The sequence below is a fragment of the Methylobacterium sp. CB376 genome (assembly GCF_029714205.1).
GTDB lineage: Bacteria > Pseudomonadota > Alphaproteobacteria > Rhizobiales > Beijerinckiaceae > Methylobacterium.
In genome coordinates this window covers 654,737-680,233 of the sequence record NZ_CP121648.1, presented here as the reverse complement: position 1 = coordinate 680,233, position 25,497 = coordinate 654,737, and the positions used below count along the sequence as shown (strand labels likewise).

Here is a 25,497-nt window from a genome sequence, read left to right as displayed (position 1 = left end):
AAGGCTCCGCCGGGAGCAAGGCTCCGCCGGGAGCGACGCTGCGGGTTCGGAGCCCGGATCACTCGTCGTCGGGATCGGGGCGGTAGGGACGCCCCTCCCGGGACCCGTAGCCGCCGGGGGACGGAGCGTAGCGGCCGTAGCCGCGGTCGCGGGGCGGTCCGAGATACTCGTCGTCGCTCTCGCGCTCGCGGCGGAAGCGGGGGGACATCTCCTCGCCGGGGATGCGGCGGTCGTAACCGCGCTCCCAGCGCTCGGGGGCACCCCGCCGCCCGTAGCCGGGATCCTCGTCGCCCCCGCGGGCGCGCCCCTCGCCGCGGCCGCGCTCGCCCACCCGCGGGGCGTACCAGCACATCTTCCTCTGGCCCGGCACCGGGTCGCCGAAGCTCTGGTTGGTGCAGGCGATGCTGCCGCCCTGGGGAAAGGGTCGTCCGACCGTCTTGCCGGGAATGCCGTAATAGACGTTGGTGGGATGCGGCATCCGGCACACGCCCCCCTCCTGGGCGCAGGGGACGAGGTTCTGGATGTCGAGCTGCTGCGCCCCCGCGCTCCCCGGAACCAGGGGGGTCGAACCCACGATGATGGCCGCGCCCGCGACCCGTCGCCACCTCACGTCCGAATCCTCCCGCCGTGCTCGCGGCTCCTGCATAGCTGCTTCGCCGCCGGCCTCCAACCCGGTCGGCCGCGAGCGCTGCCGCAGAGACCCCGAGCAGGATCCCCGCCGATGTGCAATCTCTATAGCCTGACCCGCTCGCCCGACGAGATCCGCCGCATCTTCGGGGTGAGCCGCGACGAGACCGGCAACCTGCCGGCGCTGCCCGCGATCTTCCCCGACCAGATGGCGCCCGTGGTGCGCGCGGTGGACGGCGCGCGCGTCCTCACGATGATGCGCTGGGGCTTCCCGCCGCCGCCCAAGGCCGGCTCCCAGCCGGTCACCAACCTGCGCAACCCGGCCTCGCCCTACTGGCGCCCCTGGCTGAAGCCCGCCCAGCGCTGCCTCGTGCCGGTCTCCTCCTTCAGCGAGTACGCCGATACCAAGCCGCGCAAGACCCCGGTCTGGTTCGCCCTGTCCGAGGCGCGGCCGCTCTTCGCCTTCGCGGGGATCTGGCGGCCCTGGACGGGCCCGCGCGGGCCCCGGCGCGAGGAGCCGGCCGAGGAGGAGCACCGGCTCTACGCCTTCCTCACCACCGAGGCCAACGGCGTGGTCGGCCCGGTGCATCCGAAGGCGATGCCGGTCCTGCTCACCGACGAGGCCGCGTGGCGCACCTGGCTCGAAGCGCCCGCCGAGGAGGCGCTGCGCCTGCAGCGCCCCCTGCCGGACGAGGCGATGCGGGAGGTCGCGCGCGGGGAGCGGCAGGACGGCGCCTGAGCCGGCCCGGCCGGTCCCGCGGCGGACCGGTCGCCGCCCGCGGCCGGGATCAGTGGAGCGCCGCGTTCCCTCTCCGGGCCGGGGCCTCCTCGGCATAGATCGCCTGCGTGGCGGAGCGCTCCAGCTCGCGGCGCAGATCGTCGCGATCGACCGCGACTCCATTCGCTTCCAGGTCAGCCGCGACGCGCTCGATCAGCGCCGACTTGTCCAACCCATAGACCAAGCAGCTCAGCAGCTCGTGAGCGTAGGGGCCGGCGCTATAGCGATCGAGGCCGATCTTCTCCATTACATAGACCGCGAGCGATCTAACAGCCTGACAGTACGACAGGAACCGAGCCTCCTCGGCTCGAACGAACAACAGTTCGGCCGCCTTCTCGCGTTCCTCAAACAACCTCGTCATCAGCATCCTCCGTCGGATAGCCGATTGTCGAGCGCGGGCTATCCTTGTTAAATGAATGCTACCCGCTTCCGGCACGAATGCAAAACCCGTTCAAACTTGACAATATAAGGATATGATGGCCGCCTAGGTGCCGAGATTGGGCGCGGGCGCCCCGGATGGTCCGCCGCAATCGGCCTAGGCCAAAAGGTATGAGACCAAACTGTGAGTGCAAAAACTCTTAGTGCGCTATATTTGTGGTCCGCCGATGCAACCGATGGGGGTAACGGATGGCACCATCCTCACATTGCCAGGCCGTGCTGGTGAACACCGCCGGCCCCGACCATCAGGGTTGCCTGCTGTTCGTGGACCGGCGCCTCGTCGCGGTCCTGGTCCGCCTGGAGCAGGACGCGTTCCTCGATCCGGAATTCTGGGGCCACTGGTTCCTGGAGGCCGGCTTCGGCCCGTGCCAGCCCCGCGGCAGGGCACCGAGCTTCGCGACGACGGACGAGGCGCTGGGCTGGGCGCGGCAACAGGTCGAGCAATACGTCCGCGAGGCGGTGTGCCTGCACTGAGGACCCCGCCCGGGCGGCGCGGGGTCCGAACGCGCCGTCGCTCGGACGCGCGCCCGCGCATCGCTCCGGCCGCCGGATCGGCGGCCCCGTCCGGCCCGTGAGGCTCAGAGCGAGGGGCTCTTGTAGCTCTGGCCGATGGTCTTGGGCGGGAAGTTGACCATGCCCCACATCCGGATGATCACCCAGGGGTCGGCCCCGCCCACGACCGCGTCGAGGTCGGCGTCGGCGATCTCGGCGGGTGCGGCGCGCGCCGGCGCGTCGGCGCGCGGGTCGGCCTGGTCGGACGGGAGAGAGTGAAGCGGGGTCATGTGCGGCTCCCGAGGGTGCGTGCCTCGAGGCCAAGCTCTAGCGGGGCCGCGGGGGGAGCGGCGTGCGCCCCGGCACGTGCCGCCGCTCAGGCGCCGTCGGCGGACCCGTCGCCGGGATCGCCGTCGCGGCGCCCGTAGAACGGCGTCGCCGAGTGGGCCTTGAGGCTGAAATAGTCCGGCTCCCGCGTCACCGTGAAGGCGAACTCGTCGATGTTCTCGATCAGCGTCCGGTAGATGCCGCGCATCACGGAGCGGCGCGGCAGCAGGTGCATGCTGCCGGTCAGCGCCTCGCGCAGCACCCGGGCGGCCCGGATGGCGGGCAGGTGCTCGGGCGGGATGTGCGGGCTCTCTGGCGTCACGGCCGCCTCCGATTCGTTTTAGAACGAAAAGGGAACAACGCATGCCGGCGCCCGTCGCGCAAGCCCCGGCCGCGGACCGAGGGGCCGCGCGGGGTCGGTCAGCGGCTGGCGAGGCCGAACTGGATCGGCTCGGCCTCCGGGCCGGCCGGGATCTCCGCCCGCTCCGCCTCGGCCGGCTCCGCGACCGCCCGCGCTCGGCCGGGCAGGGCGGCGTGGGCGACCGGGACCGCCCGGCGCGGGACGGTGGCGCGGCGCGCCGCGAGCTGGTGGACCCGCGTGCCGCGCGCGGCGCGGGGCCGGGCGGCCCCCTCGGCCGGGGCGCGCGGCCTCGCGGCCGCGAGCGAGCCGGTGGCCGCGACGCTCGGCGCGACCGCGTCCGGCGGGGCGGGCCTCGCGGGCGCGTCCCCCGCCTCGTCCGCGACGGGATCGCGCGTCGGCGGGGTGACCCACGGGACCGCGGAGGCGGCGACCGCGGGCGGTGGCGGGGGGACCTGCGGGGAGCGCGTCGCCGCCCAGGCGCCGATGGCGGCGCCCGCCAGAGCGATGCTGACCAGGGCGGAGGTGGCTCTCATACCCCTGGAATGGCCGAGCCCGCCGGATGGTTCCGCGCTCCGCCGCCGCGCGGATCTCAGGCGGTCAGGGCGAAGAACACGTAGTAGCCGACATGGGAGGTCGCCTGCCGCGCCGCCGCGACCTTGAACCCGGCCGGCGCGGTCCCCGCATCGACCGTGCCAGCGTATTCCCAAACGTCTCCGCGCACGAAATCGGGCACCGGCCGGTCCTGCCGCACGGCGCAGCGCAGCGCCGGCGTCTCTTTGCGGAGAAAGACGTTGTAGGCGTCGAGCGCCGACATCGAAAACCCCCCAAGATGATGGTGGGTAAGAGGTAGAAGCGACGCTACATCGAGACATTAACCCGAAGCAAGTTCAACCTGAATCGGGCCGAAACTGTCAGGTACCGCACAGAATGTCTGCTGCGCCGCATCATCAGGACCGCGGTCGACGCGGGGCGAGCGGTGGAGCAGGGGCCCGATCGGGCCGCGGCGGGATCCCGCGCCAAGAAGTCCCGCGCCAAGGGATCCGGCGCCAAGGGATCCGGCGCCAAGGGATCCGGTGCCAAGGGATCCGGTGCCAGGGGATGCCGCGGCAAGGCTTCGAGCGACGCTCGGATCCGCGCGACGCGGCGGGAGCGCCATCCGACCCGCGTCCGAGGCGCCTCGGACCGGGAGCGTCCGAGACGGACCTCGCGGTCAGCTCAGGTACCAGATGAGCCCGGCCATGCCGGTCCCGGCCGCCGCGATGAAGCCGCCGAAATACGCGATGGTCACGGGGGAGCGTCGATGGGCGTAGCCGGGCTTGCGCCCGGACCACCGCCAGCGCTCCCGGGTCTCCGCCCGGCGCGCCCGGGCGATGTCGACGGGCGACAGCGCGTTTCCGCCGGCCTCCTCGCAGGTGCCCAGCATCGCCATTCCGGGATCGAACACCTCGACCTTGTCGCCCGCGCGGCCGGCGTCGATGTCGCCCTTGAGCATCGCCGGATTGGGGCGCGCCTCATCGACCGGCGCCGGATCGTCGCCGCGCTGCGCGGAGAGGTGGGGAGGGACGTCGTTCCTGAAGGCCATGAGCTGGTCTCCGCTCAGCGAGGGAAGGGGCCGAGGGCGGGGGCGCCGACGAGCGCGGTGGCGATGACCGCGAGGTCGAGGGGCCGGGATTCCATCGGTCGCGAGCAAAGCCGCGCGCGCTTTCTTGTTCCCCGCCTGCGTCAACGGCGGCCGTCGTCCCGTCCGGTGCGCGGCGCGGCACGGCCGCGCTCGGCCGGTTCCGGCACCGTCACGCTCGGCCAAGCGCCCTGATCGACGGGAGACGACGATGCGCAAGACCTCGAAGCCGCGGACCAAGGCGCGGACTGAGCCGCAGCCCAACACGCAGCTCAAGACGAAGCTCGACCCGAAGGCGGTTCTGTCCGACGCGGATCTCGACGCCGCCTCGGGCGGGCTCAATCCCCACCCCAGCCGCTGCCGCCGCGGTGGCGCTGAGCCGTTCGGCCCTCCTGCGCGCGTCCGCCCGGGCCGAGGCGCGCGGCGGGCGCCGCGATCCCGGCCCGCCCGGTCCCGCCGCGGCGGGCCGTCCTCCGGTCCGTGCAGCCCGGACCGCGTCCGAGACGGCCCCGTCGCCGGGATCGGCGGGATGCCGCGGCCGGAGCGCGGCTCTGATCAGGCCTGATCCGACAGGCCGTTCCGGCGCCGGATCTCGCGGATCACCGCGCTGTGGTCGAGATCGCCATCCCCGTGCGCGACGAGCCCCGCGAACAGGCGGTCCACCAGCGACAGCACCGGCAGATCCAGGCCCAGGGAGGCGGCGTGCGCGAGGGCCGTGCCCGTGTCCTTGAGCTGGTACTTGGCCGGGCCTCCGGGCGCGAAGGTCCGCTCGATCATCCGCAGCGCGTGCTGCTTCAGGATGGTCGAGTCGGCGAAGCCCCCGAGCAGGGCCTCGCGCACCTTGGCCGGATCGGCCCCGCCGCGCTCCACGAAGGTGATCGCCTCGGCCACGGTCACGATCGTCGAGGCGACGATCGCCTGGTTGGCGAGCTTGGCCAATTGCCCGCTGCCGGCCGGCCCGACATGGGTCGGCCGCCCCATCGCGGCGAGGATCGGGCGGATCCGGGCGAAGGCGTCCGGGCTGCCGCCGGCCATGATGGCGAGCGTCCCGGCGACCGCGCCGGCCTCGCCGCCCGAGACCGGGGCGTCGACGTAGAGGAGGCCGGCCGCGGCGGCGATCCCGGCCTGCCGGCGGGCCGTCTCGACCGGGATCGAGCTCATCACGGCGAGCACGCTGCCCGGCCGCATCGCCGCGAGCGCGCCCTCCGGCCCGAGCAGGACCTCGTCGCTGACCGGGCCGGAACTCACCATGCAGATCACCGCGTCGGCCTCGCGCGCGGCGTCCCGCGGATCCTGCGCGACCCGCGCGCCCTCCGCGACGAGCGCGGCGGCCTTGTCGGGGGTGCGGTTCCAGACCCGCACCGCGTGGCCGGCCGCGCAGAGGCGGCGCGCCATGGGCGCGCCCATCAGGCCGGTGCCGAGGAAGCCGATCGTGGCGGCGGACGTCATCGGGACACCTGCGCGCCGGCGCAGGCCAGGGCGAGGAACCGCACCGGGCGCTCCTCCGCCACGAGGGCCGGGAACCCGGCCCGGAACCGCGCGAGGTGCGGGGTCTCGAGATGCGCGGCGAAGGCGGCGCGGTCGTCGTAGACCTCGTAGAACAGCACGGTCTGCGGGTCGCTCTCGCCGACCGCGACGTCGAAGCTGCGGCAGCCGGGCTCGCGCGCGACCGAGGCGCGGGCATCCTCGCGGGCGAGGTCCAGGAACGCGTCCAGGCAGCCTGGCCTGACCTTGAACTCGGCGATCACCACGAAGGGGCGGGGAGGGGACTCGGTCATCGGCAGCTCGCGCGGGTCCGGCGCCTCTGCGGCGCGGACGGGTGGGACGGGGTCGGCCGAGGCCGGGGGCGCCGGCCGGCCCGGCCCGGGCCGGCCTGGGCGCGGGACCCCCTCGCGCGCCGGACCGCGGGGCGATCCGGCCGGAGGGTCCTGCCCCGCGCCGCCGTCGCAGGGGCGGGCGACCGCCCCGAGGCGGGAGGCTCAGGCGGCCTTCGGGGGAGCCTGCCGGGCGGCGTCCTCCATCTGCCGCCGCAGCGCCACCACGTCGAGGTCGTTCACGAGCTCGACGTCGTCGAAGCGCACCACCTGGTCCTTGCCGACCGGGCGCTTGAGGGCGACGTTGTGGGCGAGCCCGATCGGCAGGGCGCCGAGGGCGAGGCTCTTCGCGGCCGGGATGGCGTTCGCCCACACGGCGTAGCCGCCCTCGCCGTCGAGCATCTCGCCCGCCTTGAGGTCGCGCTTGGCGGTCGCCACCGCGTCCCCGCGGAACTCCTTCGAGCAGCCGGTCGGCTCCTGGCGGAGCACCGCCGAGAGCACGCTCACGCTCGTCTCCAGCCCGATCATGTGGAAGGGCCGCCACATCGAGCCGTACCAGCCGGACGGGTCGGTCAGGAGGCCGTACTGGCGGAAGCAGGCCCGCGTGTACTCGCTCGTCGCCTTGAAGGTGACGAAGACGCCGTACCGGATGTTGTTGAACACCTCGCGCCCGTCCGGCTCCTGGCTCGCCGCGATGTCGACGAGGCCGCTGCGGGGCAGGCGCCCGCCATCCGCCACCGGGCGGAAGACCCGGGCGAGGTCGTGCAGGCCGGTCGGCGGGAAGGCGAGGCCGTCGTCCGGGCAATCGAGTCCGGTCCCGTTGGCGACGGCCGCCATCTCGATCGCCGCCTTGGTGCCGTCCGTGAACGAGTTGTACATCTTGGGGTTGAAGTCGCCCTTGCGCACCTCCTCCTCGGACCAGCCGAAGAAGCCCCAGACGGTGTCGGGCGTGGAGTAGCGGTAGCGCGGCTCGAAATTCATGCCCTTGCCGGCCGAGGTCAGTTCGAAGCCGCAGGAGCGGGCCCAATCCACCAGCTCGCAGATGATGGCGGGCTGGTCGCCGTAGGCCATGCTGTAGACGACGCCCTTGCGGCGCGCCCGCTCGGCGAGCAGCGGCCCGCAGAGCACGTCCGCCTCGACATTGACCATGACCACGTGCTTGCCCGCGTCGATGGCCTGGAGCGCGTGCCGGATGCCGGCGATCGGGTGCCCGGTCGCCTCGATGATGCACTCGATCTCGTCGCAGGCGCTGAGCGCCGCCGCGTCGTCGAGCACGCAGGTGCGGCCGCTGCGCACCGCGTCGCCGAGCGTCGGGGCGGCGTAGCGCTCCTCCGGCCAGCCGACGCGGGCGAGGGAGTCGCGGGCGCGGCCGACATTGAGGTCGGCGACGCCGACCACGTGCAGGCCGGCGATGCGCTGGGCCTGGGCCAGCACCATCGAGCCGAACTTGCCGGCGCCGATCAGGCCGACGCGGACCGGCCGGCCGGCCGAGGCGCGGGCGAGCAGCAGGGTGGACAGGTTCATGCGCTTCCTCCTCCGCGGGACCGGTGCCGGGTCGCCGCGGCGCCCCGCGGGCCGGGACGGCGTCGGCGCGGCGGTCCACGCTCTTGCAACCTCGGCGGGTCTCGGGGCCGCGCGGCGAGGTCGTGACGGTCGGACGCTAAGCGGAGTTGCGCGGGGCAACTCTGCTTAGCTCTTGTTCTTGCATCATTTTCGCCGCCGAACCGGTGACCACTTCGGCGAATGATGCTTAGAAGCGCGCTTCGTGTAGGACAATCCAGATTTCCGAGCCCACCGTGAAGCCCGGCTAAAGAGTCTCCGCCCGCGCCCGCGCCCACTCGTCCCGCTCCCGGCGGATCCAGTCGAGGAAGGCCTGGACCTTGCGCAGGCGCAGGTGATCGGGCGGGCAGGTGACCCACTGCGTCACCAGGGCGGTGCGCGGCGGGTCGCGCACCGGGCAGGCGAGGCGCCCCGATCGCAGGTCGTCCCACAGCATCAGGTCGCTCTCGAGCGCGATGCCGAGCCCGCCCGCCGCGGCGTCGATCGCCATGTGGGTGCGGTCGAAGAGCAGCCGGCGCCAGCGCGCCGCCGGGGCGGTGCCGGCGAGCTTGAACCAGTGCGCCCACTGCATCTGCGACTTCACCGAGTGGATGAGCCGGTGCCGGTGAAGCTCCCCGGGCGCGAGGCTGCCGGGTGCGGCGAGGGCGGGCGCGCAGACGGGCCGGAAGCACTCCTCTACCAGCCCCTCCGCGTAGAGGCCGGGCCAGCCCCCGGTGCCGTGGCGGATCTCGATGTCCACGCTCTCCTTCTGGAAGGCGGTCGGCTCGTTGGTCCCGTCGAGGCGCAGTTCGAGGTCGGGATGCGCGTCGAGGAAGCGGGCGAGCCGCGGCAGCAGCCACTTCGTCGAGAGGCTCGGCGTCGCCCGCACCGTGAGGGTGGTGACCGACCGGAATCCCTGGATGCGCTGCGTCGCCTCCATGATCCGGTCGATCTCGCCGCCGATCATCTCGAAGTAGCGCTCGCCCGCCTCGGTCAGGACGACGTTGCGGCCCGCCTTGCCGATCAGCGCCGTGCCGAGGCCGACCTCCAGGGTCTGGATCTGCTGGCTCACCGCGGAGGGCGTCACCCCGAGCTCCTCCGCCGCCCGGGTGATGCTCCCGGAGCGGGCGACCGCGTGGAAGACCGTAATGGCGCGAAGCGGAACCGGCATGCCGACAGTTTAGCCGCGCTACATGAACGCGCAAACAATCTGGATTGTCCTACATGAACGCCCTTCCTAGTGTCGGGCAGGACACCAGAAGAGCCGCCCCGGAGCGGGGCGCCGACAGGAGCGACAGGGAGGAGGAGCGCGGGACGCGCGCCCGGGGCGCCCCGCCCCCCGATCCCGCACCGCCCGACCCGCGGCGCAACCCAGACAGAAACGATGCCGCACCGCGACCGAGCGGATGACGGCGCGCTGGAGGAAACACCATGACCGAGACGGATTCCAAGCCGAAGGGCGGCCTCTCGCGCCGCAGCCTGCTGACCGCGGCCGCCGCCGTCCCGCTGGTCGCGATCCGCACCCGGCCGGCGCGCGCGGCCGAGTTCACCTACAAGCTCGCGACCGGCCAATCCCTCACCCAGCCGATCAACGCCCGCCTCGACCAGGCGACGCAGCGGATCCGCGAGGCCTCCGGCGGGCGCCTGGAACTGAAGTTCTTCCCCGCGAGCCAGCTCGGCTCCGACACCGACCTGATCACGCAGGTGCGCTCGGGCGGGATCGAGTTCCTCAACATCGCCGGCTCGGTGATCTCGACCGTCGCGGCGGGGGCGGCGATCACCAACGTGGGCTTCGCCTTCGCGGATTACGACCAGGCGTGGCGCGGGGCGGACGGTCCGATCGGCCAGTACGTCCGCACCCAGATCGAGAAGGCCGGTCTCCTCGTCGCCGCCAAGGCCGCGGACAACAGCTTCCGGCAGATCACCTCGGCCTCGAAGCCGATCAGGACGCCCGACGACCTCAAGGGCTACCGCATCCGCGTGCCGGTCTCGCCGATCTTCACCTCGCTGTTCTCGGCGCTCGGGGCGAGCCCGACCTCGATCAACTTCAACGAGCTCTACACCGCGCTGCAGACCCGGCTCGTCGACGGTCAGGAGAACGGGCTGGTGGCGATCGACGCCGGCAAGCTCTACGAGGTCCAGAAATACGTCTCCGAGACCAACCACATCTGGGACCCGTTCTGGATCGTGGCGAACCGGCGGGCCTTCGGCCGGCTGCCGGAGCCGCTGCAGGAGATCGTGCGGCGCGAGCTCGACCGGGCCGCGCAGGAGCAGCGCGAGGACGTGGCGCGGCTGAACGGCACGCTCAAGACCCAGCTCGTCGCCAAGGGCCTGGTCTTCGAGGCCGCCGACAAGGACGCGTTCCGCCGCAGCCTCACCCAGGCCGGCTTCTACCGCGACTGGAAGGAGAAGTTCGGCCCCGAGGCCTGGAAGGCGCTCGAATCCGTGACGGGGGCGCTCGCATGAGCGCGGCGGCCGACATGCCGGGCCGCGCCGACGCGCTCCCCGTCCCCCATTCCGACTGGCTCTCCCTCGCCGACCGCGTCCTGCGCGCGGCCGTCGAGGGACCGGCCGCCCTCCTGGTGGCCGCCGAGGTGGCGATCCTGTTCGCCGGCATCGTCGCGCGGGCGCTCGGGCACCCGATCATCTGGAGCGACGAACTCGCCTCGATCCTGTTCCTCTGGCTCGCCATGCTGGGCAGCGTCGTGGCGATCCAGCGCGGCGAGCACATGCGGCTCACCTTCGTGGTCGGCAAGCTCCCGCCGCGGGCGCAGGCCTGGTGCGAGGCGCTGGCGGTCGGGACGGTCTTCGTCTTCCTGGTCCTCCTGCTCCGCGCCGCCTCCGACTACACGGAGGACCAGTCCTTCGTGGAGACGCCGGCCCTCGGCTGGCCCGGGACGGTGCGGGCGCTCGCGGTGCCGGTCGGCTTCGTGGCCGCGCTGCTCGGCTGCTCGCTGCGCCTCGCCCGCCACGGGATCGCCGACCTCCTCGGGGTCGGGCTCGTCCTCGCGGGGCTGGCCGGGCTCCTCGCCCTCGGCGCCCCGCTCCTGACGGATCTCGGCAACTGGGCCCTCGTGGTGTTCTTCATCGGGCTCCTCGGCCTCGGCATCCTGGCGGGCGTGCCGATCGCGTTCTCGTTCGCGCTCGCGACCTCGGCCTACCTGCTGACCGTCACCTCGACGCCGCTCACCATCGTGGTCGGGCGGATGGACGAGGGCATGAGCGGCCTGATCCTGCTCGCCATCCCGCTCTTCGTGCTGCTCGGGCAGCTCGTCGAGGCGACCGGGATGGCGCGGGTGATGGTGGCCTTCCTGGCCTCGCTGCTCGGCCACGTGCGGGCGGGCATGTCCTACGTGCTCCTCGGCGCGATGCTGCTCGTCTCCGGCATCTCCGGCTCGAAGACGGCCGACATGGCGGCGGTCGCCCCGGTGCTGTTTCCCGAGATGCGCCGGCGCGGCATGAAGGACGGCGAGCTGCTCTCGCTGCTCGCGGCCTCCGGCGCGATGAGCGAGACGATCCCGCCCTCGATCGTGCTCATCGCCATCGCCTCGGTCACCGGCGTGTCGATCGCCGCCCTGTTCACGGCCGGCATCCTGCCCGCCCTGGTCCTCGCCCTCGTGCTGGCGGCCGTCGCCCGCTACCGGGCGGGCCGGGAGGAGGACGCGGTCCGGGTGGCGCGCGCGCCCGCCTCGGTGGTGGGCCGCACCCTGCTGGCGGCGCTGCCGGCCCTCCTGCTGCCGTTCCTGATCCGCACCGCCGTGGTGGAGGGGATCGCGACGGCCACCGAGGTCTCGACCATCGGCATCGCCTACTCGCTGGTGCTCGGCCTCCTCGTCTACCGGGGCGGCCTGCGCTGGCGGGCGGTGCTGCCGATGCTGGCCCGCACGGCCTCGCTCTCGGGCGCGATCCTGTTCATCGTCGGGGCGGCGAGCGCGATGGCCTGGGCGCTCACGCAATCGGGCTTCTCGCACGACCTCGCCCGGGCGATGGCCGCGGTCCCCGGCGGGCAGGTCGGCTTCCTGCTGATCTCGGTCGTGGCCTTCATGGTGCTCGGAAGCCTGCTGGAGGGCATCCCGGCCATCGTGCTGTTCGGGCCGCTCCTCTTCCCGATCGCGCACCAGTTCGGGATCCACGAGGTGCACTACGCCATGGTGGTCATCCTCGCCATGGGCCTGGGGCTGTTCGCGCCGCCCTTCGGCCTCTGCTACTACGCGGCCTGCATCATCGGGCAGGTCTCGCCGGAATCCGGGATGCGCCGGATCTGGATCTATCTCGGGGCCCTGTTCCTCGGCCTGCTCGTGCTCACCTTCGTGCCCTGGTTCTCGACCGGGTTCCTCTGAGGGCTGGCGCGCCCTTGCCGGGCGCGACCACCCCGCCGGAATGCCGGGACTGGAACGGGGCCGCGGACCTGTCCGGGCCGGATCCGCCCCGACGACCGGGCGGGGGCGGACGCGCTCCGCCGCGGTTGGGCGGTGACGGGGGGAGCGGGCTTTCGGCCGGGCCGCCCCGGTGCCCGCACCGTTCCGGCGCGGCTCAGCTCCGGCCGGTCACGGCCCCCCGCCGGAAGCGGGCCCGCCCTGGACGGCGTGAGCGACGCCGCGGCTGAAATAGCTCAGCGGCTTGGGCGTCCCCGGCAGGTAGTACTCCTCCAGTTCGGTCAGCGCGAAGCCGGCCGCTCGGAACGAGGCGGCCACCGGCCGGATGAGATTGCAGCCGACCGCCACCGCTCGCCAGAGCGGGTTCAGCCTGGACTGCCAGCGGGCGACCTTCGGGTCGCGCGACAGCCCGTGCTCCAGGAACAGGGCTCGGCCGCCGGGACGGAGGACGCGGCGCACTTCCGACAGGCTCCTCATCGGATCATGCACGGAACAGAGCGTGTAGGTGATCACGGCCGTGTCAACGCAAGCGTCCTCCAGCGGCAGGCTCTCCGCCGGCGCGGTCCGGATCTCGACCGGGATCTTGGCCGCCCGCCGCCGCGCCGCGCCGAGCTTCAGGAACGCCTCGTTCGGATCGACGCCGATCACGCGCGAGACACGCGCAGGGTCGTAGAAGGGAAGGTTCAGGCCCGGGCCGAACCCGACCTCCAGCACCGTGCCGGCGGCACGCGGCACGATCTTCTCGCGCTCGGCACTCACATTGGCCATCGCGCACGCACACCGCACGAGGCGGGGACCGACATGCCGCTCGTAGAAGCCCATCCGTTCCTCCTGCCGCGCGTGGCCGCGCCCGATGGTCGTGTCGGGGCATGCGAGGGACGTCCGTCGGACATAGCACGGATCGCGCCGAATGCCGATGATCCGCCCCGAGGCCGGGAGGGGCGGCGGTGGCGGGGCGGCTGGCCCGCGCAGCGCCGCGTTCTCCCGCCCTGCCGGCAGGCCGCCCCCGATCCGCGCGGGATCGAGGGTGAGCGCGCCGCGGCCCACCCGCGGAGGCGGTCGGTTCGTCCGGCGCCCCGGTGGGGAAGTCCCCTTCAGGTAGTCGAGGAGTGGGCAGACGCGGGCGCTGAGCCGCCGCGAGGGGTGGAGCGTCCACAGGGCGATGGCCCACCCCTCCCCACACCCGGTCGTCCCGCGCGCGGGCGTTCCGCGCTAGCGCACGGCGAAGGGCGCCTGGAACGGTCGCCCGAACACCACGCCGGTGTTCACCGTCTGCACCGGCTTGAGGAAGGCGGTCCCGCCGCGGGTGTTGCCGCGGGTGTCGACGAACGTCACGGGCCCCTCCACCCACTCCATCACCGACACGTCGCCGGGCGCGCCGACCTGGAGGGTGCCGAGCTTGGGGCCGCGATCGATCACCCGGGCGGGGGCGGAGGTCGCCATCGCGACGACCTGCTCCGGGCTGAAGCCGAGCGGCAGGAACTTGCTCATCACCCAGGGCAGGAACGGCATGCCCGGCGTGTTGCCCGAGACCACGTGCAGGTCGGACGAGATCGTGTCCGGCGGCGCCCCCTGGGCGATCGCGGCCTCGGCCACCGTGAAGTCGAAGCTGCCGCCGCCGTGGCCGATGTCGAAGATCACGCCGCGCCGCTTCGCCTCCAGGGCGGCGGGCAGCAGCTTCCCGTCCTGCACGATGTTCGTGAACTGGCCGGCGAGGTTCGGCGCCCCCGAATAGCAATGCGTGAGGATGTCGCCGGGCCGCAGCAGGTCCAGGATCTGGCTCATGAGCGCGGCGGTCTCGACGCCGCCGATATGGACCATGATCTTGGCGGGGCGCCCGGACATCTCGCAGGCCTGAATGGCCCGCCGCAGCGGCTCGGCACCGTGCTTGAAGATGACGTTCTCGGACATCCGCACCTTCACGCCGATGACGAAGTCCGGGTTCTCCGCCAGGGCCAGGGCGCAGGCCTCCACCTGGGCATTGTCGATGTTGTAGAGTTCGGCGACCGGAAAGGCCGAGAGGCCATTGTTGGCGATGTGCACGAAGGCGAACATCCGCGTGCGGGTCTGGGCGGCGATGTGCCGGCGCAGGGCCGCGAGGTTGTTGGCGCCCGCGTCGCCGGCCGAGACCACCGTGGTCACCCCGGAGAACGGCACGGTCTCGTCCGCCGGGATGCCGATGGCCGACCCGTACGGGTAGGTGTGGGCGTGGAGATCGACCAGTCCCGGCAGGACGAGCTTGCCCGAGGCGTCGAGCACGCGCTGCGCGCGCGCGGCCGGGATCTCGGGGTCGAGCGCCTCGATCACGCCGAAGCGGATGCCGACGTCGCGCTTGGCGCGCAGGGACTGGCTCGGATCGACGACCTCGCCGCCCTTGATCACGAGGTCGAACTTGTCGTTGGGCCCGATCGCGCCCCTCGCCCCCGCCGCCGCCAGGATGCCGGCGGCGGACAGGCCGCCGAGCCAGGTCCGACGTGTCACGTCGCTCATGGTGCCCTCCCTGCGTGCCGCCCAGCCGGCGTCACGTCTTCCGATCGCTACTTGCCCAGGTGCCTGTCGAAGAACCACGCGATCTCCTCGAAGACCTTGCGGGTCTCCGGGGCGGTGTCGTCGCGGATGTAGTGGGCGTGCGACTGGCCCTCGCCGACCTGGAGATACGCCTCGACGCCCGCATCCCTGAGCTTCCGGTGCACCCGGACCGTGTTCGAGAGCAGGAGGTCGCGCGTGCCGGTGGTCAGGATGGTCGGCGGGAAGCCGTGCATGTCCCCGTAGACCGGGGAGAGCATCGGGTCCTTGAGGTCGTGCCCGGCGGCGTAGACCTTGGCGCCGTCGTCGCAGAAGCCGTCGGGCGAGACCAGCACGTTGTCGAGCATGGCGTTGGTGACGAAGCTGTCGCCGACCTTCGTGGTGTCCGACATCGGGGTGCCGGGGGCGATCGCGGCCGGCAGGGGCACGCCCTCCTGCTTGGCGCGCAGCACCATCGCCAGGGTGAGCGCGCCGCCCGCCGAGGTGCCGAAGATCCCCATCTTCCTCGGGTCGGCCATCCGGGTCGCCGCCCGCCAGACGGTCATGGCGTCGTCGTGCGCGGCCGGGTAGTAGGCCTCGGGCGGCATGCGGTAATCGACCGAGATCACCTTGAAGCGGCCGAAGCCGGCCATGAAGATCGCCTCCGGCAGGCCCGCCTCGCCGGGGTTGAGCACGTAGCAGCCGCCATGGACGTGCACGAGCAGGCGGTCGCGATTCTCCGGCGGGATCGTCTCGGGCGTCAGGATGAAGGCGCGCACCCCGTCGATGGTGGTGCGCTCGACCTTCACGTGCAGGCGTTCGAGCATGCCGGGCACGAGCTTGCCGAGCGCGGCCGCGCCCGCCTCGGCCACCGGCTTCCACTCCTCGCCGGTCCGCGGATGGATGTTCCAGTTGGTGCGCAGCGGCGCCCCGATGATCTTCGCCAGCTGCGGGCTGACGTCGGCGGGCACCGGCACGGACTTGGCCGGGACCTGGAGGGGGGGCGGCTCCTGGGCGGCGGCGCCGGCCGCGAGGGCGCCCGCGAGGGCCCCCGCGAGGAGGCCGCCCGGGCGGGGGAAGCGACGCGAACGGACGGTCATGGGGGATCTCCTGCTGTCGGCTCCGATCAGGGTTGGCCGTCCGCCGCGCGGGCCGCCTCGACGAGGCGCTCGGCATCCTCCCGCAGGAGGAGCCGCTCGGCGACGAGGGCGTCCGCCGCCCGCCTCACCCGGTCGAGATAGGCTCCGGCCTCGGCGTAGCGCTCCTCCAGGGAGGGGCGGGGATCGCCGGACGCCTGCCGCTCGGCGCGGCTGCGCGCGAGGAGGATCCGGCTGCCCTCCCGGTCGCACAATTCCCCGCCCGGGAAGGGCTCCGCGTAGAGGTTCCAGCCCGTGAAGGTGGCGCGCGGCGCGGCGACCTCCGGCAGGCGGATGCCGGCCACGTCGTGCCCGTCCGCGTCGGTCTTCGGGACGAGGGGCCGGTATTGCGGGCCGCTCTCCGGGCGCGGATCGACGTAGGTCGAGAACCGCGCGATGGCGTTCGGCGCCTCCGGCACGCGCATGCCCGGGATGTAGGGGAAGCCGGCATCCTCGGCGGGCACCAGGGTGCCGTCGGAGAGGCGCGGCACCCGGCTCTCCGGAGGCGCGGCGCCCGTCGTCACCCACTCCTCCAGGGCCACGAGCAGCGCCCGCAGGGCCGGGGCGGGGTTGAGCGTGCTGCGAGGCAGCGCGCAGGGCCCCCGGGTCGAGGTCAGGCCGGCCCGCCCGTAGTGGAAGCCGCTGGACACGAGGTAGGCCCGCGCCGTCGCGGGCAGCGCCGCATCGGCCCGCCCGAGCGGGTCCGTGGTGAGGAGGGAGGCGCCCTTCTGCCAGTACTCGGTGGAGGTGTTCACCTCCATCAGCAGCGGGTCGAAGCCGTCTCCGCGCAGCAGCGCGCCGGACAGGCCGGTGACCGGGTCGCGCATCGCGGCGGCCGAGAACGGGAACGTGTTCTCGGGGTAGAGATGGTCCTCGTGCTGGGTGTTGGTGCGCGAGGGCTGGCCGAAGCGGGCGTTCAGGAAGACGCCGCCGACGCCGGAGATGTGCAGGAGCATGCCGTCGAAGACGCGCCGCCCCTCCTCGTCCTGGTTGAAGCCCTGCCGGATGAAGTCGCGCAGGAAGCGCCCGCTCTGCGAGATCCCGAGCGCGACGGCGTGCTTGACCGCGCCGCCCGCCGGGTTGGCGGGCGCGGCCTGCGGCCCGCGCAGGAAGGCCACCACGTCCCGGGTGGCGGCGAAGCCGAGGCCGAGCACCTTCGGGTTGATGGCCCGGTAGGTGAACTCATAGAGGGTCCCGGGCTCGGGCTTCAGCCCCTCGGGCAGGAGCCGCAGCTCGCCGGCCGAGGCCAGGGTCCAGGCGCTCTCCGGGACCGGGCGCGGCGCGTCCGCCTCGCGGCGGCGCACCGTCAGGCTCGCTCCGGCCCTGTCGAGGGAGGCCGCCTTGAAGGTGAGGAGGAACGGCGCCTCGGGCGGGCCGCGGGTGGCGCTCACGAGTTCGTCGCGGACCGTCTCGACGATGGGCTTGCCGCCGCGGGTCGCGACCGGGACGTCGATCGCCATCCCGCCCTGCTGGCGCAGGGCATCGGCCTCCCATCCCGACCACACGATGGTGTCGCCGCGCCGCAGGACGAGCGCCGTGCCCGCATCCTGCAGCGTGCGGGGATCGTTGACCGCCTGGGCGCCCTGGGGCGGCGCGTCGAGCACCCAGTTGAACAGGAACTTCCTGCCGCGGTTGACGACCTCGTACAGGAGCGTGCCGCTGCCGCGGGCCGGATCGCTCGGCCGCAGCATGAAGAAGTCGGTCCGATACTCCACGAGGCCGCGCGCGTTGCGGGGCGCCAGGGCGATGTCGGCGATCCCGGCATTGCGCGGATCGGCCGGATCCAGCTCGCCGCGCGCCGTGCCGATGACGCGCTCGTAAGGGCCGCTCTCGCCGAAGCTCTGCCCCTCCGCGAAGGGCTCGACCGTCCTGACCTCGATCGCGGTGATCCGGGCCTGGGCCGGTTGAGCCCAATGTCCACAGACGAACGCACCCAGCAATGCGGTCGCGACCTTCCACATTTCAGTTTCCTCACCCGACCAGCGTCAAGCTGCGCTGTTGATCCGGATCTTACACGCGGTCTCTCGCCCGTCGAGATCCACGAGGTTCATTTCGCGATGCAAGGGACGATCAGGATCGACGGCGCGCGATGCGGCGCCGCAAGACAATCGTGAACAGAGCGTTCGGCCGCGCCGCCGGAACCGCCCGCGCGCAGCCAACAAGGGGCGGCCAATCAGCGAACAAATGATCCGGGTCGGACCCCTGCATCGAGAGACGGTGCTCGCGACGGATCTTGGACGGGTGCCGCGCCGCGGCTCATCCGCGCGTCGCGGCGCGCTCCTGGCGAGGGCGCGACGGCTCGCGGGGCACCGGGGCCCCGCGGTCCAGGGTCCGGGCGGTCCTCACCGGTCCCCGACCCGGATCCGCGCGCCACGACGGGCGGCGAAGCTCCGCGCCGCCCCTTGACGGCGGGGAGCGCAGCCCATCCTCTCCGGGGACGGCGCGGGCCTCTCCGCACCCGCGCGGATCCGGACAGGACCGAGCCCGTCGCGGAGCCGGGACCGGGGGCGGCCCATGAGCCTCGGCGAGGATTATCCCGGTCTCGACGCCACGGCGCTCGCCGACCTGGTGCGGCGGCGGCAGGTCGGTCCGGCCGAACTCGTCGAGGCCGCGATCGCGCGGCTGGAGCAGGTCGAGCCCCACCTCGCCGGCATGACCGAGTGGGCGCTCGACCAGGCCCGCCGGGCGGCCCGGGAGCCCGTCGGCGGCCCCTTCGCGGGCGTGCCGTTCCTCCTCAAGGACAACATGCACGTGGCGGCGGGCCTGCCCTACCACAACGGCAGCCGCATCTGGCGCGGATGGGTGCCGCCGCGGGACAGCGAGATGGTGCGGCGCTTCAGGGCCGCGGGGCTGATCATCCTCGGCAGCACGAAGGTGCCGGAACTCTCCCTGACGCCCGTGACCGAGCCGCGCCACCTCGGGCCCGCCCGCAATCCGTGGGCCCTCGACCGCACCGCCGGCGGCTCCTCCGGCGGATCGGCCGCCCACGTGGCGGCCCGCAGCGTGCCCATGGCCCACGCGACGGACGGGGGCGGGTCGATCCGGATCCCCGCCTCCTGCTGCGGGCTGTTCGGGCTCAAGCCCAGCCGCGGGCGAACCCCGAACGGCCCCTATCTGGGCGAGGGCTGGCACGGCGCGGCGGTCGGGCACGTGCTCACCCGCAGCGTCCGCGACAGCGCACGGCTGCTCGACGCCGTGGCGGGCCCCGATCCGGGCGCGCCCTGCGCGCTCGCGCGGCCCGGCCAGTCCTTCGCCGCCGCCGCCGCGCGCCCCCCGGAGCGGTTGCGGATCGCCTGGTCCTCGCAGGCGCCCAACGGGGCGCCCGTCGATCCGGAATGCCGGCAGGCCGTCGAGGACGCGGCCGGACTCTGCGCCGCGCTCGGCCACGCGGTCGTGGAGGCGGCCCCCCGGATCCCGGACGCGTATTTCGACTGGTTCCTGACCGTCTTCCTCGCCGCCGTGGCGCAGGAATTCACCTTCGCGGAGGAGACGACCGGGCACCGGGCCCGGCGCGCCGAGGTCGAGGAGAGCACCTGGCTCTGCCGCGCGCTCGGACACGGCTTCTCGGCGGCCGAACTCTCCCTCGCCCTGGAGCGGCTGCACCGGACCAGCCGCCGGATCGCCAGCTTCTTCGACAGCTGCGACGTGCTGCTGACGCCCACCCTGGCCAGCCCGCCGGTGAGGCACGGCGACCTGCGGTCGAGGGGCCTCGACGCCGTCCTGGAGGCGCTGGCGGCCCGCCTCGGGGTCGGCCGCTACCTGCGCTACGGGCCCCTCCTGCGCCAGGCGGCCGAGCGCGCCTTCCGCTTCATCCCGTTCACGCCGGTCTGGAACATGACCGGTCAGCCGGCGGCGAGCCTGCCGCTGCACTGGACGCCCGACGGCCTTCCGGTCGGCGTCCAGGCCGTCGGCCGCGTCGGCGAGGAGGCGACGCTCCTGGCGCTGGCGGCCGAGCTGGAGCAGGCCCATCCCTGGAGCCATCGCCTGCCCCCGCTCGGCGCCGCCTCCGCGTAGGGAGGCCGCGCGCCGCGCTCACCGGGCGGGCGCCGAGGGAGGGCCGGATTCCCCGGCGGAGGCGCTCGCGGCTGCGCTGCGCGCCGTCACGCAAGCGGCCTGGAAGGCGAGGCCCGCGTCGAGGACGTCCAGCGCGTATTCGGGCCACCGCACGGGCGCGAGCCGCAGCGCCAGCGTCACCCCCGCCGAGACGGTCGTCGTCACCGCGTCGTTGCGGGCGCTCAGCCACGTGGCCGTGATCAGCGGGTTCGGATCGTGCCGGAACCGGGCCAGCGCACCCGCCGTGAGCGACCCGATCGCGATCGCGCTGGCCGCCGAGAAGCCCAGCAGCCCGGGATCGATCGGCCGGGGGTCGGCGATCTTCTGCGACAGGTCGTAGAGCGTGTGCAGCCCCGCGACGGCCAGGATGGCGGCGATCGCGAGGGCCGACAGGCGTTCGACGGCGGCGCCGCGCCCGAACACCACGGCCGCGATGCCGTAGAGCAGGACGGTGTAGATCCAGTCGACGGCGTCCTTCAGGAACTGCGCCGATCCGAGCGAGACGGCCCAGCCGGCTTGCGCCAGCGCGAACAGGAACGTGCCCCCGGCGATCGACCAGATCGTGACCTTGTAGGCGCGCGCCTGCCGGGCGGCCCGCGAATCCGCCTCACTCATCCGACCCGACCCCGGTCACGGGATGACGGCGTCAGGGCGTGCGGACGGCTCATGATCGCCAGCCTATCGTCGTGCCGACCGGGACGGAAGCCGCCCGGGCGAGGGGCGCCGCATCGCGCGGCGAAGGCGGCGAGGAGCACGGCGAGGCCCGTCGCGCGGGCGGGGGTGGGGCGTGGGGTCATCGGCTTGGCCCGTCGCGTGATCGTGCGCACGGCCCGCGGCCGCGGCCCGCCTCAGGCATCGTCCCGCGCGGCCTCCCCGGCGCCCCCCGCCGGGCGGCAGCACTCCGCGATCACCGCCGGGGCGCCGCGCAGGAAGATGCGGACGTCGTCGGCGATGATCGGCGCCACGTCGTCCGGGACCGGCCAGCCGTAGATGAAGCGGCGGATCGCGAGGTAGAACACCTTGCCGTGCAGCGCCCAGACGGCCTCCTCCTCACGCTCGGCGAGCGGGACCTCGTCCGGATCGGGCAGGCCGAAGCTCGCCCGCAGCTCCGCGCAGACCGGCCGGATCAGCTTGTCGCGCACCACCGTGAGGTAGCGCGGGGTGATGTCGGTGCCCTTCAGCCCCGAATGGATGAAGATCCGCACCCAGTCGTAGTCGAAGATCCGCTCCGCGTATTCGCGGTAGAACCGCACCAGCCGCGCCTCCAGGGGCTGCGAGCGGTCCTGGATCAGCCCGGCCCAGTCGGGGTTCCAGCGGCTGACGTAGACGTGCTCGTAGACGCGGTCGATCAGGGCCTCCTTGGTCGGGAAGTAGCGGAAGATCGCCGAGTGGGTGATGCCGAGCCCCCGGGCGAGGTCGCGCGTCTGCCCCTCGAAGCCGCGCGCGGCGAAGAACCGCGTCGCGCCCTCGATGATCATCCGCTCCCGCTCGGCGGCGGGCAGGTGCCGCCGCCGCCGGGCCGGCGGACCCGTCACGACGCCCTCGCTCACGGCCGGCCCGCTCCTCCCCCGTCACCGCCCGACCCTGCCCCCGTTGTGAGCGCTTGGTCAATTCTCTTGACGGCCCGTCGGCTCGGCGCGTAGCGTTGTGACCAAGTGGTCGAAACGGACCGCAGCCCCGGAGGACGCCCGTGAAGGCACGCGCCTTCGCCTATCGCCGCGTCGAGAGCCTGCAGGAGGCGCTCGCGGCCTTCGCGGCCTGCGAGGGAGAGGCGCGCTACCTGACGGGCGGCCAGAGCCTGCTGCCGGCCCTGAAGCTGCGCCTCGACGCGCCCGACCTCCTGATCGATATCGGCCGGATCGCGGCGTTGCGCGGCATCGCGGACGGCCCGGGGGGCCTGCGCCTCGGCGCGCTCACCCGCCACGCGGAGATCCTGCGCGACCCGCTCGTCGCCGCGCGGGCGCCGCTCCTCGCGGAGGCGGCCGCCCACGTCGCCCATCCGGCGATCCGCAACCAGGGCACGCTGGGCGGCAACCTCGCCCTCGCCGATCCGGCCTCGGAATTCCCGGCCTGCATGCTGGCCCTCGGCGCCCGGATGGAGATCGCGGGCGCGGGCGGCGCCCGGATGGTCGCGGCCGAGGACTTCTTCCGCGACCTCTACGACACCGCCCTCGCGCCCGGAGAGATCCTCGCGGCCGTGTGGGTGCCCCCGCCGGCGCCGGGGCAGCGCCACCGCTTCGACGAACTCGCGCGGCGGCGCGGCGACTACGCCCTCGCGGGCCTCGCCGCCAGCGCCGATCTGCGCGAGGCCGGGCGCGTCGCGGCGATCCGGCTCGCCTTCTGCGCCGTTGGGCCGACGCCGATGCGCGCGCCGCGCGCCGAGGCGGCGCTGACGGGCCGGCCGCTCGACCGCGAGGCGATCCGCGCCGCGCAGGCCGCCCTCGGCGACGACCTCGCGCCGGCCGACGACGCGTCCCTCTCCGGGGCCGTGCGCCTGCACCTCGCCCGGGTGCTCCTCGGGCGCGTGCTCGCCTCGCTCGCCGGGGAGGCCCCGTGACCGAGCCGCTGCCCATCCGGTTGACCGTGAACGGCGCGCCCGTGCGCCGCTTCGTCGAGCCGCGCCTGTCGCTGGCGGATTTCCTGCGCCAGGATCTCGGCCTCACCGGCACCCATCTGGGCTGCGAGATGGGGGCCTGCGGCGCCTGCCTGGTGCGCCTCGACGGGCGGGCGGTCCATGCCTGCCTGACGCTCGCGGTCCAGGCCGACGGCGGCACCGTCGAGACGGTCGAGGGGCTCACCGAGGCCGGGACCCTCGCCGACCTCCAGGCGGCCTTCCACGCCCGGAACGCCCTGCAATGCGGCTATTGCACGCCCGGGATGCTGGTCGCCGCGCAGGATTACCTGGCACAGGACGGCGCGCCCTCCCGCGAGGCGATCCGCGACGCGCTCTCGGGCAATTACTGCCGCTGCACCGGCTACGAGGCGATCGTGGACGCGATCGCCGAGGTCGCCCGGGCGCGGCGGGCGGGGAGGCAGGCGTGAGCCCGTCCTCCGACAGCCCCCACCGGGCGCCGGGCGGCTATATCGGCGCCGCCCTGCCGCGGCCCGGCGCCAAGCGCCTGCTGCAGGGGCGCGGGCGCTACACCGACGACATCGTCCTGCCGCGCATGCTGCACGCGGCCTTCCTGCGCAGCCCCTACGCGCATGCGCGGCTCCTCGCCCTGCGCATCGAGGCCGCCCTGGCGCTGCCGGGGGTGCGGCGGGTGCTGACCGGCGCCGATTTCGAGGGGATCTGCGCGCCCTGGACCGGCACGCTCGGCCATTTCGCCGGCATGAAATCCTCGCCCCAGCGCCCGCTCGCGACGGGCAAGGTGGTCTGGGCCGGCCAGCCGGTCGCGATGGTGCTGGCGGAATCCCGCGCCGAGGCGGAGGACGCCCTGGAGGCGATCGAGGCGGAGTTCGAGGAGCTCGACCCGGTCGTCGATCCGGAGGCGGCGCTCGCGCAGGGCGCAGCCCTCATCGACGAGGCGCTCGGCGACAACCTGATCTTCCGCACCCGGATCGAATCGGGCTCGCCCGATTCCGCCTTCGCGGGCGCCGAGACGGTCGAGGCCGAGTTCCGCTTCGGCCGGCACACCGCGGTGACGCTGGAGCCCCGCACGATCCTGGCCGATTACGATCCCGGCGAGGAGCGCCTCACCGTCCACCAGTCGACGCAGACGCCCTACCAGTTCCAGGACCTCTACGCCCGCCATTTCGGCCTCGCGGAATCCCGCGTGCGGGTGGTGGCGCCCGATGTCGGCGGCTCCTTCGGGATGAAGCTCCACCTCTACCACGAGGACATGGCGGTGGTGGGCGCGAGCCTCCTGACCGGGCGGCCGGTGAAGTTCGCCGCCGACCGGATCGAGTCCTTCCTGTCCGACATCCACGCCCGCGACCACCGGGTGCGCGCCCGCCTCGCCGTCGCCCCGGACGGGACGCTGCGCGGGATCGAGGTGGAGGACCTGACCGGCGTCGGCCCCTTCTCGGCCTATCCGCGCACCAGCGCCGTCGAGGGCAACCAGGTCGTGCGCCTGATCGGGGCGCCCTACCGCATCGCCGATTACCGGGCCGACCTGCGGGTCGTGGCCCAGACCAAGACCCAGATGAGCCAGTACCGGGCGGTCGGCCACCCGATCGCCTGCGCGGTGACCGAGCGCCTCGTCGACCTCGCGGCGGAGCGGGTCGGGCTCGACCCGTTCGAGATCCGCCGCCGCAACTACGTGACGCAGGACATGTACCCGCACACCACCGCGAGCGGGTACCGGTTCGAGCGCCTGTCCCTGGAGACCTGCCTGGAGCAGCTCCACGCGCTCATGGACTACCCGGCCCTGAGGGCCGAGCAGGCGGCGCTCCGCGCCCGGGGCGTCCATCGCGGCATCGGGCTCGCGACCTACGTGGAGATCACCAACCCCTCGCCCGCCTTCTACGGGGTCGGGGGCGCCCACATCGCCGCGCAGGACGGCTGCGTCCTCAAGCTGACGCCCTCGGGCGAGGTGCAGTGCCTGATCAGCGTGACCGAGCAGGGCCAGGGCACCGAGGCGATCATGGGCCAGATCGTCGCCGAGGGCCTCGGCATCCGCCGCGAGGCGGTGCGGGTGATCACCGGCGACACCGACGTCACGCCCTCGGGCGGGGCGACCTGGGCCTGCCGCGGGGCGGGGATCGGCGGCGAGACCGCGCTCCAGGCGAGCCGCAAGCTCAGGCGCCGCGTGCTGGAGATCGCGGGCGCCATCCTGCAGGCCGCGCCCGACGCCCTCGCCCTGCGCGACGGGCAGATCCTGGGCCCCGAGGGCACGGCCCGGATGAGCCTCGGCGACCTCGCCACCCTGGTCGCCTTCCGCTCCGACCTCCTGCCGCCCGGCATCGCGCCGGACCTCACCGTGGCGCATCACCACGCGCCGCGCGGGTATCCCTTCGCGTTCAGCAACGGCATCCACGGCAGCCTGGTCGAGGTCGACGCCGAGACCGGCCTCGTGCGGATCCTGCGCCACTGGGTCGTCGAGGATTGCGGCCGCATCATCAACCCGCTCCTCGTGGACGAGCAGATCCGCGGCGGGGTGGTGCAGGGGCTGGGCGCCGCCTTCTTCGAGGAGTGCCGCTACGACGAGCGCGGCCAGCTGCTCAACGGCTCCCTCGCCGACTACCTCGTGCCGATGGCCTGCGAGATGCCCGACATCGTCATCCGCCACGTCGAGACGCCGACGCGGGATTCGGATCTCGGCGCCAAGGGCGTCGGCGAGGCCGGGACCGCCGCCGCCTCCGGGGCGGCGCTCAACGCCGTCAACGACGCGCTCAGGCCGTTCGGGGCGGCGCTGGCGCAGCTGCCGATGACGCCCGAGCGCATCCTGCGCGCCCTCGGGACGGTGTGATCCGATGCGCCGGGGCCGGGGC

At 73.6% G+C, this 25,497-nt stretch carries 25 protein-coding genes; 8 read left to right on the top strand and 17 right to left on the bottom strand.

The annotated features are described in order from the left end of the window. Positions 1–58: 58 nt before the first annotated feature. Entirely contained in the window at positions 59–610 is a 552-nt protein-coding gene (locus QA634_RS02910) for a hypothetical protein (protein WP_012330553.1), read from the bottom strand. A 111-nt stretch (positions 611–721) separates the two neighbouring features. Between QA634_RS02910 and QA634_RS02905 the strand changes: the two genes are divergently transcribed. After that, positions 722–1,366 carry an SOS response-associated peptidase gene (locus tag QA634_RS02905; RefSeq protein ID WP_012330552.1) on the top strand — a complete coding sequence of 215 codons (645 nt, stop codon included), beginning with the start codon at positions 722–724 and terminating at the stop codon, positions 1,364–1,366. Positions 1,367–1,415: 49 nt separating this feature from the next. On the opposite strand, the gene QA634_RS02900 is transcribed toward QA634_RS02905, so the two are convergent. Beyond that, positions 1,416–1,766 carry a DUF1476 domain-containing protein gene (locus tag QA634_RS02900; RefSeq protein WP_236728807.1) on the bottom strand — a complete coding sequence of 117 codons (351 nt, stop codon included), beginning with the start codon at positions 1,764–1,766 and terminating at the stop codon, positions 1,416–1,418. Positions 1,767–2,032: 266 nt separating this feature from the next. Here QA634_RS02900 and QA634_RS02895 point away from each other — a divergent pair, with 266 nt between their 5' ends. After that, entirely contained in the window at positions 2,033–2,317 is a 285-nt protein-coding gene (locus QA634_RS02895; RefSeq protein ID WP_236728808.1) for a hypothetical protein, read from the top strand. A 104-nt stretch (positions 2,318–2,421) separates the two neighbouring features. Here the strand turns inward: QA634_RS02895 and QA634_RS02890 are convergent, their stop codons facing one another. The 9 genes from QA634_RS02890 to QA634_RS02850 all read right to left on the bottom strand — a co-directional run bounded on the left by QA634_RS02890 (position 2,422) and on the right by QA634_RS02850 (position 9,165). Beyond that, a complete protein-coding gene (locus tag QA634_RS02890) occupies positions 2,422–2,625 on the bottom strand; it encodes a hypothetical protein (protein ID WP_012330549.1) in 204 nt (67 codons plus the stop codon). 86 nt (positions 2,626–2,711) lie between these two features. Next, positions 2,712–2,984 (bottom strand): hypothetical protein, encoded by a 273-nt coding sequence (locus QA634_RS02885; protein ID WP_012330548.1) that lies wholly within the window; start codon positions 2,982–2,984, stop codon positions 2,712–2,714. A 98-nt stretch (positions 2,985–3,082) separates the two neighbouring features. Further along, the gene (locus QA634_RS02880; protein ID WP_012330547.1) at positions 3,083–3,556 is read right to left on the bottom strand and encodes a hypothetical protein; all 474 of its coding nucleotides are present in this window, start codon (positions 3,554–3,556) and stop codon (positions 3,083–3,085) included. Between the two features lie 56 nt (positions 3,557–3,612). Next, positions 3,613–3,837, bottom strand: coding sequence for a hypothetical protein (locus tag QA634_RS02875; RefSeq protein WP_012330546.1), 225 nt, complete (start codon positions 3,835–3,837; stop codon positions 3,613–3,615). Between the two features lie 396 nt (positions 3,838–4,233). Then, on the bottom strand, positions 4,234–4,605 hold the full coding sequence (locus QA634_RS02870) for a hypothetical protein (RefSeq protein ID WP_012330545.1): 372 nt from the start codon (positions 4,603–4,605) through the stop codon (positions 4,234–4,236). Positions 4,606–5,196: 591 nt separating this feature from the next. After that, a complete protein-coding gene (locus QA634_RS02865) occupies positions 5,197–6,090 on the bottom strand; it encodes an NAD(P)-dependent oxidoreductase (RefSeq protein WP_012330544.1) in 894 nt (297 codons plus the stop codon). Next, positions 6,087–6,419 carry a putative quinol monooxygenase gene (locus tag QA634_RS02860; RefSeq protein ID WP_012330543.1) on the bottom strand — a complete coding sequence of 111 codons (333 nt, stop codon included), beginning with the start codon at positions 6,417–6,419 and terminating at the stop codon, positions 6,087–6,089. The genes QA634_RS02865 and QA634_RS02860 overlap by 4 nt, the downstream gene beginning before the upstream one ends. Before the next feature lie 201 nt (positions 6,420–6,620). After that, positions 6,621–7,979: an NAD(P)H-dependent oxidoreductase gene (locus tag QA634_RS02855; protein WP_012330542.1), complete on the bottom strand. Its 1,359-nt coding sequence runs from the start codon at positions 7,977–7,979 to the stop codon at positions 6,621–6,623. A gap of 283 nt (positions 7,980–8,262) precedes the next feature. Continuing rightward, positions 8,263–9,165: a LysR substrate-binding domain-containing protein gene (locus QA634_RS02850; RefSeq protein WP_012330541.1), complete on the bottom strand. Its 903-nt coding sequence runs from the start codon at positions 9,163–9,165 to the stop codon at positions 8,263–8,265. Positions 9,166–9,425: 260 nt separating this feature from the next. On the opposite strand from QA634_RS02850, the gene QA634_RS02845 reads away from it, so the two are divergent. Then, on the top strand, positions 9,426–10,460 hold the full coding sequence (locus tag QA634_RS02845) for a TRAP transporter substrate-binding protein (RefSeq protein WP_012330540.1): 1,035 nt from the start codon (positions 9,426–9,428) through the stop codon (positions 10,458–10,460). Next, on the top strand, positions 10,457–12,334 hold the full coding sequence (locus tag QA634_RS02840) for a TRAP transporter large permease (protein WP_012330539.1): 1,878 nt from the start codon (positions 10,457–10,459) through the stop codon (positions 12,332–12,334). The genes QA634_RS02845 and QA634_RS02840 overlap by 4 nt, the downstream gene beginning before the upstream one ends. A gap of 207 nt (positions 12,335–12,541) precedes the next feature. Here the strand turns inward: QA634_RS02840 and QA634_RS02835 are convergent, their stop codons facing one another. The 4 genes from QA634_RS02835 to QA634_RS02820 all read right to left on the bottom strand — a co-directional run bounded on the left by QA634_RS02835 (position 12,542) and on the right by QA634_RS02820 (position 17,972). Further along, on the bottom strand, positions 12,542–13,192 hold the full coding sequence (locus QA634_RS02835; RefSeq protein WP_012330538.1) for a class I SAM-dependent methyltransferase: 651 nt from the start codon (positions 13,190–13,192) through the stop codon (positions 12,542–12,544). A 390-nt stretch (positions 13,193–13,582) separates the two neighbouring features. Further along, positions 13,583–14,860 (bottom strand): amidohydrolase family protein, encoded by a 1,278-nt coding sequence (locus QA634_RS02830; RefSeq protein ID WP_012330537.1) that lies wholly within the window; start codon positions 14,858–14,860, stop codon positions 13,583–13,585. Positions 14,861–14,907: 47 nt separating this feature from the next. After that, on the bottom strand, positions 14,908–15,975 hold the full coding sequence (locus tag QA634_RS02825) for an alpha/beta hydrolase (RefSeq protein WP_012330536.1): 1,068 nt from the start codon (positions 15,973–15,975) through the stop codon (positions 14,908–14,910). Positions 15,976–16,001: 26 nt separating this feature from the next. Continuing rightward, the gene (locus QA634_RS02820) at positions 16,002–17,972 is read right to left on the bottom strand and encodes an alpha/beta hydrolase domain-containing protein (RefSeq protein ID WP_012330535.1); all 1,971 of its coding nucleotides are present in this window, start codon (positions 17,970–17,972) and stop codon (positions 16,002–16,004) included. A 553-nt stretch (positions 17,973–18,525) separates the two neighbouring features. Between QA634_RS02820 and QA634_RS02815 the strand changes: the two genes are divergently transcribed. Then, the gene (locus QA634_RS02815) at positions 18,526–20,025 is read left to right on the top strand and encodes an amidase (RefSeq protein WP_012330534.1); all 1,500 of its coding nucleotides are present in this window, start codon (positions 18,526–18,528) and stop codon (positions 20,023–20,025) included. Positions 20,026–20,043: 18 nt separating this feature from the next. Here QA634_RS02815 and QA634_RS02810 read toward each other — a convergent pair whose 3' ends face one another. Further along, positions 20,044–20,679 carry a hypothetical protein gene (locus tag QA634_RS02810; protein ID WP_012330533.1) on the bottom strand — a complete coding sequence of 212 codons (636 nt, stop codon included), beginning with the start codon at positions 20,677–20,679 and terminating at the stop codon, positions 20,044–20,046. Positions 20,680–20,912: 233 nt separating this feature from the next. Continuing rightward, a complete protein-coding gene (locus QA634_RS02805) occupies positions 20,913–21,614 on the bottom strand; it encodes a TetR/AcrR family transcriptional regulator (RefSeq protein WP_012330532.1) in 702 nt (233 codons plus the stop codon). 140 nt (positions 21,615–21,754) lie between these two features. Here QA634_RS02805 and QA634_RS02800 point away from each other — a divergent pair, with 140 nt between their 5' ends. Genes QA634_RS02800 through QA634_RS02790 form a run of 3 tightly spaced genes read left to right on the top strand, consistent with a single transcriptional unit; the run spans position 21,755 to position 25,475 of the window. After that, entirely contained in the window at positions 21,755–22,621 is an 867-nt protein-coding gene (locus tag QA634_RS02800; protein ID WP_012330531.1) for an FAD binding domain-containing protein, read from the top strand. Further along, positions 22,618–23,106 carry a (2Fe-2S)-binding protein gene (locus tag QA634_RS02795; protein WP_012330530.1) on the top strand — a complete coding sequence of 163 codons (489 nt, stop codon included), beginning with the start codon at positions 22,618–22,620 and terminating at the stop codon, positions 23,104–23,106. Before QA634_RS02800 ends, QA634_RS02795 begins: the two co-directional genes overlap by 4 nt. Continuing rightward, positions 23,103–25,475 (top strand): xanthine dehydrogenase family protein molybdopterin-binding subunit, encoded by a 2,373-nt coding sequence (locus tag QA634_RS02790; protein ID WP_012330529.1) that lies wholly within the window; start codon positions 23,103–23,105, stop codon positions 25,473–25,475. The genes QA634_RS02795 and QA634_RS02790 overlap by 4 nt, the downstream gene beginning before the upstream one ends. Positions 25,476–25,497 lie beyond the last annotated feature (22 nt).

What these genes read in the sequence shown, in the direction of transcription:
- QA634_RS02810 (WP_012330533.1), bottom strand. Translation starts at nt 20,679, where the DNA reads ATGAGTGAGGCGGATTCGCGGGCCGCCCGGCAGGCGCGCGCCTACAAG.
- QA634_RS02900 (WP_236728807.1), bottom strand. Translation starts at nt 1,766, where the DNA reads ATGACGAGGTTGTTTGAGGAACGCGAGAAGGCGGCCGAACTGTTGTTC.
- QA634_RS02840 (WP_012330539.1), top strand. Translation starts at nt 10,457, where the DNA reads ATGAGCGCGGCGGCCGACATGCCGGGCCGCGCCGACGCGCTCCCCGTC.
- QA634_RS02875 (WP_012330546.1), bottom strand. Translation starts at nt 3,837, where the DNA reads ATGTCGGCGCTCGACGCCTACAACGTCTTTCTCCGCAAAGAGACGCCG.
- QA634_RS02860 (WP_012330543.1), bottom strand. Translation starts at nt 6,419, where the DNA reads ATGACCGAGTCCCCTCCCCGCCCCTTCGTGGTGATCGCCGAGTTCAAG.
- QA634_RS02830 (WP_012330537.1), bottom strand. Translation starts at nt 14,860, where the DNA reads ATGAGCGACGTGACACGTCGGACCTGGCTCGGCGGCCTGTCCGCCGCC.
- QA634_RS02850 (WP_012330541.1), bottom strand. Translation starts at nt 9,165, where the DNA reads ATGCCGGTTCCGCTTCGCGCCATTACGGTCTTCCACGCGGTCGCCCGC.
- QA634_RS02815 (WP_012330534.1), top strand. Translation starts at nt 18,526, where the DNA reads ATGAGCCTCGGCGAGGATTATCCCGGTCTCGACGCCACGGCGCTCGCC.
- QA634_RS02825 (WP_012330536.1), bottom strand. Translation starts at nt 15,975, where the DNA reads ATGACCGTCCGTTCGCGTCGCTTCCCCCGCCCGGGCGGCCTCCTCGCG.
- QA634_RS02820 (WP_012330535.1), bottom strand. Translation starts at nt 17,972, where the DNA reads ATGTGGAAGGTCGCGACCGCATTGCTGGGTGCGTTCGTCTGTGGACAT.
- QA634_RS02890 (WP_012330549.1), bottom strand. Translation starts at nt 2,625, where the DNA reads ATGACCCCGCTTCACTCTCTCCCGTCCGACCAGGCCGACCCGCGCGCC.
- QA634_RS02855 (WP_012330542.1), bottom strand. Translation starts at nt 7,979, where the DNA reads ATGAACCTGTCCACCCTGCTGCTCGCCCGCGCCTCGGCCGGCCGGCCG.
- QA634_RS02835 (WP_012330538.1), bottom strand. Translation starts at nt 13,192, where the DNA reads ATGGGCTTCTACGAGCGGCATGTCGGTCCCCGCCTCGTGCGGTGTGCG.
- QA634_RS02880 (WP_012330547.1), bottom strand. Translation starts at nt 3,556, where the DNA reads ATGAGAGCCACCTCCGCCCTGGTCAGCATCGCTCTGGCGGGCGCCGCC.
- QA634_RS02845 (WP_012330540.1), top strand. Translation starts at nt 9,426, where the DNA reads ATGACCGAGACGGATTCCAAGCCGAAGGGCGGCCTCTCGCGCCGCAGC.
- QA634_RS02865 (WP_012330544.1), bottom strand. Translation starts at nt 6,090, where the DNA reads ATGACGTCCGCCGCCACGATCGGCTTCCTCGGCACCGGCCTGATGGGC.
- QA634_RS02870 (WP_012330545.1), bottom strand. Translation starts at nt 4,605, where the DNA reads ATGGCCTTCAGGAACGACGTCCCTCCCCACCTCTCCGCGCAGCGCGGC.
- QA634_RS02895 (WP_236728808.1), top strand. Translation starts at nt 2,033, where the DNA reads ATGGCACCATCCTCACATTGCCAGGCCGTGCTGGTGAACACCGCCGGC.
- QA634_RS02905 (WP_012330552.1), top strand. Translation starts at nt 722, where the DNA reads ATGTGCAATCTCTATAGCCTGACCCGCTCGCCCGACGAGATCCGCCGC.